Genomic DNA, 2,231 nt, shown 5'->3' on the forward strand with positions numbered 1-2,231 from the left:
CAGCGCGCCCACCATCGCAGACCACGTCCCAATCCCCCGCTACGCGGACGCAATCTTCGCGCGGGCTGAAGTCGCTTGCTGATCCTTTTAGTTGCCAAATTTCCTTGTTTGCACTTTCAAATAGCTCCACCACTTTGTCCTCCCGGCGACACAATCGCTCGGACATGGCCGTCTAAAATCAGCATGACAGGGTTTGCATGAAGCACTTCACCATTCCGACCGACAGCTTCCTGGATGGACGTCGATTTCCCGCGACGACCTGCGCCTGGCCTTGATCTATGCGGCTGCCGAGTTGCTGATCAGCAGTCCGATCTGGCTCACAATCGGTGACAATCCGCTCAAGCCGTTCCTCGGAAAGCTCGTGCTCGAAGCAGTCTTTGTCGTTCTGGCCATTCTGTTTGCGCTCTTGCTCAGCCGAATGAGAAAGCATCGCTACGCCACGCAAATCTTCGTGTGCCTGCTGCTTTCCCTGATCAGTTCGCTCGGGATGTCCCTGCTCGACTACTACCTCTACACGGTGATCATGTCGCCTGCGGTCGTGCCGTTCAATATCATGGATTACGGCTATGCGGTCTGTTACCGCATGTCGATCTTCTTTGGCTGGTCATTCCTCTTTGTCGCGCTGCTCAATCACATGGACATCCGCGACCGGGATCTGAAACTGATTGCCTCGCGCGAAGAGGCCTTGGCGGCGCAGATGCGCGCTTTGCAATATCAGAAAAATCCGCATTTTCTCTTCAACACGCTCAATTCCATCACCGGCCTGGTGGAGGAGGGGGCATCACAACGGGCGGAGCGAATGCTCATGTCGCTCTCGGGATTTCTGCGGTCGACGCTGCAACTCGATCCAATGCGCGAATTGCGGCTTGTGGACGGGATGGCCCTGCAGAGAGAGTATCTCGATATCGAGAAAGAGCGGTTTTCCGATCGCATGGTCGTTCGTATCGACATCCCTCCTGAACTCAAGCGTGCGATGGTGCCAAGCCTGATCCTGCAGCCGCTTGTCGAGAACGCGGTAAAGCATGGCGTCGGCCGTTCCGTCGGCGATGTCGAAATTCACATCCAGGCGAGCCGCGTCGAGGAGACCCTCAATCTTTCCGTCGAAAATGACGTAGCCGCATCCGTCTCCGGCAGGGCGGGAGAGGGGCTTGGCATCGGCCTTGCCAATGTCGCTCATCGAGTCAGGACGCATTTCCCTGAGGGTGCATCATTGACCGCCGGCCATGTCGGACCGACGCGCTATCGCGTTTCGCTGCATATGCCGTTCAGAATTGGGCAAGGGGAAGCATAGGCAATCGACAATCGGCAGCAAGCTCGACAATCGATGCTGAGCGCTGCAGCCGCCTTCGACCCAAGCCGGACGATGTCCAGCCTGGCAAAAAATCGTCAGTCGCGATTACCGTTCAATCGGGCACGACGTCCCATTTGTCGTCGGGATCGAAGCGGTCGATGAAGGGCACGATCTCTTCGGTATTCGGCCCGAGATCGCGTTCGTAGACGATGCCTTGCTGGTTGACGACGAAGGTCTTGACGCCGGTCTCGGCATAGCTCACCGGCGAGGCGATCAAGGCGAAGCCGCCGATCATGTTGCCGTTGATGACATAGTCGTACCGGCCGCCGGCGATGTTGTCGCCCTGTGACGTCAGGATGCGGAAACGGTAGCCGAAGTATCCTTGGCCGGCCTTCGCCTTCTCCAGCGCAGCTTCGCTGATCGCATCGCCGACCGGGCTTTCACCATCGCCCTGGTCGGCAGGCCAGTAGAGCCCATCCGTCAGGCCCGGGCTACTGATCAGCTTCTGGGCATATTCGAGCACGCCATCGCCATCGCGGTCCTTGGAGGCATATTCCGTCTGGGCATCGACGTAGGCCTGAACGGTGTCGATCGCTTCGAGTTCGTTCTCGCCGACGCGGCGATTGAGAATTTCCTCAAGCCCGACATAGGTGTCGAAGGCCCATTTGCCATCTTCGCCCTTGGTGATCGGGAATGGCAGCGGCCAGAGCCGATCGCCGATCTGGATAATCTTGCGTCCTTCGAGATCATTCACGGTGACATTGCGGGCGGCACCTTCGCGGATGAGCGCAAAGGTATCCATCGCCCCTTCACCGGCCTTCAGCTTCTCGGCATTGAGCCCGAGAAGTTTTGCGAGACCGTCGAAGTCATTGGCGGCGAGCTTCGCCTTGAATTCGTCGACCGCCTTGGCCGGGTCATCGAAGACCGGAGGATCTTCGTC

General features: G+C 58.3%; 2 protein-coding genes. One reads left to right on the top strand and one right to left on the bottom strand.

The genetic code is table 11. From position 1 onward, the window contains the following. The first annotated feature begins 193 nt into the window (after positions 1-193). The gene (locus tag I8N66_RS37150; RefSeq protein ID WP_291165539.1) at positions 194-1,291 is read left to right on the top strand and encodes a histidine kinase; all 1,098 of its coding nucleotides are present in this window, start codon (positions 194-196) and stop codon (positions 1,289-1,291) included. Between the two features lie 112 nt (positions 1,292-1,403). On the opposite strand, the gene I8N66_RS37155 is transcribed toward I8N66_RS37150, so the two are convergent. Beyond that, positions 1,404-2,231 (bottom strand): DUF2950 domain-containing protein (locus I8N66_RS37155; RefSeq protein WP_291165541.1); only part of this gene is annotated, 828 nt, incomplete at its 5' end.

The sequence above is a fragment of the Ensifer sp. SSB1 genome (assembly GCF_016652895.1).
Taxonomy (GTDB): Bacteria; Pseudomonadota; Alphaproteobacteria; order Rhizobiales; family Rhizobiaceae; genus Ensifer.